Here is a 5,452-nt window from a genome sequence, read left to right as displayed (position 1 = left end):
CTCGGATTTATATGTAACCCAGTTTGATAACTCCGTAGCTGAGAGTGCGGGATTGTTAAAGATGGACTTCTTGGGTTTGAAGACACTTACCTTAATAAAAGATACGGTTAAGTTGGTGAAATACCGCACCGGAATCCAATTAGATCCGGATACTTTTCCTATCGATGATGTAAAAACATACGAGTTGTTCCAGCGTGGAGAAACGGTTGGTATATTTCAATACGAATCGGCTGGAATGCAAAAATACATGAAGGATTTGAAACCAACGGTTTTTGGAGATTTGATCGCCATGAATGCCTTGTATCGTCCGGGACCATTGGAATACATACCTTCTTTCGTCCGAAGAAAAAACGGAGAGGAAGAAATTAAATACGATCTAGATGCTTGTGAGGAGTATTTAGGTGAGACCTACGGAATTACAGTTTACCAAGAGCAGGTGATGCTTTTGTCGCAATCATTAGCTGATTTTACTAAGGGTGAGGCCGACGTTTTGCGTAAAGCGATGGGTAAGAAACAGAAAGAGGTTCTGGATAAAATGAAACCAAAGTTTGTGGAACAGGCTGCTGCCAAAGGCCACGATGCTAAAATTTTGGAGAAAATTTGGAAGGACTGGGAAGCTTTTGCAAGTTATGCCTTTAATAAGTCGCACTCTACTTGCTATGCTTGGATTGCTTATCAAACAGCATATTTAAAAGCGCATTACCCTGCGGAATATATGGCTGCAGTGCTATCCAATAATATGAGTGATATTAAGCAAGTATCGTTTTTTATGGAAGAATGTAAGCGTATGGGGTTACAAGTATTAGGTCCGGATGTAAATGAGTCTTTTTATAAATTTACGGTTAATGATAATTATGCAGTTCGTTTTGGAATGGGCGCTATTAAAGGTGTTGGTTCCGGTGCGGTGGCAACTATTGTAGAGAATAGAAAGGACGGTAAATACAAATCTATATTTGACTTAGCCAAGCGCATTGACTTGAGAGCTGCGAATAAAAAAGCAATTGAAAATTTAGCATTAGCAGGTGGCTTCGATTCCTTTTTAGGAACTACGAGAGCACAATATTTTCATGATGAAGGAGACGGAATTACTTTTTATGAAAAAGCAATCCGCTATGGAGCGAAATACCAAGAGAATGAAAATTCATCACAAGTGAGTTTGTTTGGTGAAAGTAGCGATGTGCAAATCGCCGAACCTATCGTGCCGCCTTGCGAGGACTGGAGCACCATGGAAAAACTAGCTAAGGAGAAAGAGGTAGTTGGAATTTATATTTCAGGACATCCATTGGATGATTATAAATTTGAAATGAAGCATTTTTGTAATGCGAAGCTTGAAGCCTTAAAGAATCTTGAAGCATATGTTGGTAAAACGCTTGCTTTTGGAGGGATTATTAACAATGTTCAGCACCGTGTGGCCAAAAACGGAAAAGGTTGGGGAATGTTTACTTTAGAAGGGTATGATGAGAGTTATGAGTTTAGGATTTTTGGTGAAGAGTACTTGAAATTCCGTCATTTCATCATTCAAAACAATTTTACCTTCATGAAGGTTGTAGTCAAGGACGGTTGGGTTAATCAAGATACAGGTAAAAAAAGTGAGCCTCGAATTCAATTTGCCTTAGTACAGTACTTGCAAGATGTTTTGGAGACTTTTGCCAAAAAATTGATTGTTCTACTTAATATTAATGATCTAGAAACAGACTTTATTCACAAACTAAGTCATTTATTTTTTGATAATAAAGGAGATCATCAGGTTAGTTTTGAAATAATGGAATTAGAGAAAGTAAAAAAACTAGTTGAAACCGTTTCAGAAGTCGATGAAAATGAAGATGCTGTTTTTGATACAGCAGATGACGATACAGATTTATTAGACGAAGAACCAATAAAAGCAGTACAAGTAACGGAAGTAGAGGAAATCAAAGTGGTTACTAAGGTAACGATGCCTAGCCGAAAACTAAAAATTAAAATATCAAATGAGTTGTTGCACGAGCTAGAGAAAATGCAAATAAACTTTAAGTTGAATTAGTGTTTGTTAATAAAAGGTGGTTTTGGTGTTTTTTTAGTTAAAAAATCGTGCAAAATTAAGGTATGTGTTTTTAAAATTACAGATTTATTAAATCGTTCTTTATAGGTTTATTTCCTTACAGAAATAGTGTGAATATAAGTAGATTTGTACAACAAAAAATAAAAAATCATATTATGAAAAAAAGCCTAATCCTAGTAGGAATGATGGTTTGCTCTATGACTATGCTAGGGCAAGCAAAAGAAGATACAAAAAAAGAAAACTGGTACTTTAAACTTGGAGGGTCGTATTTTACCCAAACTGCTGCAACTGAATTTCCAGTAGTAGGGGGTCAATTACCTAATAAGGATGTTTATACAGGTGGAGTAGGAACTAACAAATTATCTTCTAGAGAAAGTGTAACTGGTTCTTTTGGGGCAGGTTTTAGATCAGGATTAACTGCTGGATACCGTTTTAACAGCCGTGTAGGTTTTGAAATGGGTGTTAACTATTACACTAGTAATTCTAAGACTATGGCACAAACTACTAATCGATTAATAGCTTATAATCCAACTACTACTGCAGCTACTTACTTAGATTTTACAGCTACTGGTACAATTAAAGCTTTAGATCTTGCTCCATCGTTAGTTTTGTTTTTAGGGCAGTCTAAGGACTTTGAACCGTATACAAAAGTAGGAGTTATTTTACCAGTTTACGGAGATTTAACAATTGATACGGACAGAAATTATAGAACTTTAGTAGGTGCAAATCAAGTTGCAGAAACTAAGGCTTACTCTAGAGATATTGTTAAGCCCAATCCTACGCTAGGATTTACAGCTGCTTTAGGAACTTCTTATAAATTAGGAAATAAACTATCTGCTTTTGCTGAAATAGAGTACCGTAACTTCACAGTTCATGGAAAAACAAAAGAAACTACTGTTTATACTGAAAACGGGGTGGATAAATTAAATACGCCAACAACTTTTCGTGCAGATGCTTCTTACTCAGCGATTCATACAAACTATGTAGATCGTTTAGATGCAAATTCAAACAACAGCGAATACAACTCAGCTACGGTTTCTACCAGAGCTAAAGATGAATTAAGCTCTTACGTTGGGATTAGTGGATTAGGATTGACTTTAGGACTAAAATACAGTCTATAAGCAATAATAAATTTTTTATAAAGGGACCTTCTGAAAAGAAGGTCTTTTTTTTTGTTAACTAGTTTTGGTAATCGCTGGTAATAGCCCTGATAGTAGCGGCATCCTTTTTACAAGATACTTTTTTAAGTATCTTGTAAAAAGATAGAGCGAATAGCAGGAAATAGCTCCAAAAAGTCATAAACAAAGCCCTTATTTGCAATTTTGATAGTTATTTATGATAAGTTTATAATTAAAACTAATTCGGCTATGGTGGCTAGTTTATTTTTAATTTTTAACTTTGTCAGACTGTTTTACAAATTGGTAAAACAATAAACACTAAATAATGATATTATGGCATTAGCAATAACAGATGCTACTTTTGAAGAAGTAGTTTTGAAATCAGATAAACCGGTAATGGTAGATTTTTGGGCAGCATGGTGCGGACCATGTAGAATGGTTGGACCAATCATTGACGAATTAAGTACGGAATACGAAGGAAAAGTCGTAGTTGGTAAAATTGACGTTGATGCGAACCAAGAATTTGCTGCAAAATACGGAGTGAGAAATATACCAACAGTATTGGTTTTTCATAATGGTGAAGTAGTAGGGAAGCAAGTAGGAGTTGCTCCTAAGCAAACTTACGCGGATAGTTTAGACGCTTTGTTGTAATCGTACGATTATATTTTATTATAGGATTTTTAATTAAATTCAGATGAAAGGTTTGGCAATAGTCAAACCTTTTTTTTATGCTGTGGGTTTCATTTAGGTGGCTGTTAGTAATATCAGCTGTCTCTCTTTTAATTCATTTAATCTTTTAATATATTTGGATTATGAAGATCGAATCGCAAGTAGAAAAAATAGCTAGTTTTCAGCATCTAGAATTGCTAGCAAATCAGGTAGTAGAAGGATTTATTTCGGGTATGCACAAGAGTCCGTTTCATGGATTTTCGGCAGAGTTTGCAGAGCATAAGGTGTATAACGTTGGCGAAAGCACCAAGTATATCGATTGGAAATTATTTGCTAAGACGGACCGCTTATACGCAAAACGATTTGAAGAGGAAACCAATATGCGCTGTCATATCATTGTGGACAATTCCTCGTCGATGCATTATCCTAAACTAAAAGGGAGTCAGAACTTTTACGAGAGTAAAATTGGGTTTTCAGTGTTGGCATCAGCAGTATTGATGAATCTGCTCAAGAAACAACGTGATGCTATTGGTTTAAGCGTCTTTTCGCATAGTTATGAATATTACGCTCCTGAAAAAGGGAGTGATCGTCATCACCGAATGATTCTCAATGCACTCGAGCAATTGTTAACGCAATCAAAAGAAAGGAAATCAACAGATACGATCACCTTTTTACATCAAATAGCAGAGAAAATTCACCGCCGTTCGATGATTATCTTGTTTACGGATATGTTTCAAACGGGCGATGATGAAAAGCTATTAACTGCATTGCAACATTTAAAACACAATAAGCATAAAGTGATTTTGTTTCATGTTATTGATGGAGCAACTGAGCTAAAGTTTGATTTTGATAATGCGCCTCGTAAGTTTATAGATGTGGAAACAGGTGAAGAAGTTTCTATTTACGCAGATAATGTCAAGGAAGAATATGAAAAACAAGCGGCTTTGTACTTTAAAAAAGTGGCGATGACGTGTAGTCAAAACAAAATTAAATACGTTCCCATTAATGTAGGTGATAATTTTGAGAAAATACTAATGACATATTTAGCTGAGAAACAAAACTTTGGCTAAAGTGCTTGAAAATATTTTGTTTTTTTTACTCAAAACACTTGCGTAAACGGAAATTCATTGTATCTTTGCCACCGCAATAAAGCAGTAGGTCTGGTAGTTCAGTTGGTTAGAATACCTGCCTGTCACGCAGGGGGTCGCGGGTTCGAGTCCCGTCCAGACCGCGATATTGGGGAAAGCGATTCAGAAATGGATCGCTTTTTTGCCCCAAGAAAGTATCTAAAGCTAGTTGTGTTGTTTGGTTAGCCTTTGTAAGCTAGCCGGGTTTAGTAGTTAGACCAATGAAAAGCTTTCCACTACATGGTGGATGGCTTTTTTAAAGAGTAATTTCGTTCATACATACTACAAATTTGTAGTCATAATAAAGAGTGGGTCTGGTAGTTCAGTTGGTTAGAATACCTGCCTGTCACGCAGGGGGTCGCGGGTTCGAGTCCCGTCCAGACCGCTACATAGGGAAAAGCGATTCAGTGATGAATCGCTTTTTTGTCCCTAAAAGTATTTAACGTTAGTTGTGTTGTTTGCTACGAATTTGTAACTCGTAGCGGGTTTAGTAGTTAGAC

General features: G+C 36.2%; 4 protein-coding genes and 2 tRNA genes. All 6 read left to right on the top strand.

Annotation, left to right across the window (positions count from 1 at the left end; translation table 11 throughout):
• Positions 1-2,020 (top strand): DNA polymerase III subunit alpha (dnaE, locus tag P8M54_RS05055; protein WP_300285854.1); only part of this gene is annotated, 2,020 nt, incomplete at its 5' end.
• 173 nt (positions 2,021-2,193) lie between these two features.
• Positions 2,194-3,159, top strand: a complete 966-nt coding sequence (locus tag P8M54_RS05050; RefSeq protein WP_300285852.1) for an outer membrane beta-barrel protein — start codon at positions 2,194-2,196, stop codon at positions 3,157-3,159.
• A 330-nt stretch (positions 3,160-3,489) separates the two neighbouring features.
• The gene (gene trxA, locus P8M54_RS05045; protein ID WP_300285850.1) at positions 3,490-3,807 is read left to right on the top strand and encodes a thioredoxin; all 318 of its coding nucleotides are present in this window, start codon (positions 3,490-3,492) and stop codon (positions 3,805-3,807) included.
• Positions 3,808-3,968: 161 nt separating this feature from the next.
• A complete protein-coding gene (locus P8M54_RS05040; protein WP_300285847.1) occupies positions 3,969-4,895 on the top strand; it encodes a DUF58 domain-containing protein in 927 nt (308 codons plus the stop codon).
• Between the two features lie 87 nt (positions 4,896-4,982).
• Positions 4,983-5,056 (top strand) — tRNA-Asp (locus P8M54_RS05035).
• Between the two features lie 207 nt (positions 5,057-5,263).
• Positions 5,264-5,337, top strand: a tRNA-Asp gene (locus P8M54_RS05030).
• Positions 5,338-5,452: the final 115 nt, after the last annotated feature.

Source organism: Flavobacterium sp., from assembly GCF_029242675.1.
In the GTDB taxonomy this organism is placed as follows: domain Bacteria; phylum Bacteroidota; class Bacteroidia; order Flavobacteriales; family Flavobacteriaceae; genus Flavobacterium.
The sequence above is the reverse complement of the archived record's forward strand: the minus strand, read 5'-3'. Positions and strand labels throughout refer to the sequence as shown.

Coding starts and splice junctions, on each gene's coding strand:
- P8M54_RS05050 (WP_300285852.1), top strand. CDS start 2,194: ATGAAAAAAAGCCTAATCCTAGTAGGAATGATGGTTTGCTCTATGACT.
- trxA (WP_300285850.1), top strand. CDS start 3,490: ATGGCATTAGCAATAACAGATGCTACTTTTGAAGAAGTAGTTTTGAAA.
- P8M54_RS05040 (WP_300285847.1), top strand. CDS start 3,969: ATGAAGATCGAATCGCAAGTAGAAAAAATAGCTAGTTTTCAGCATCTA.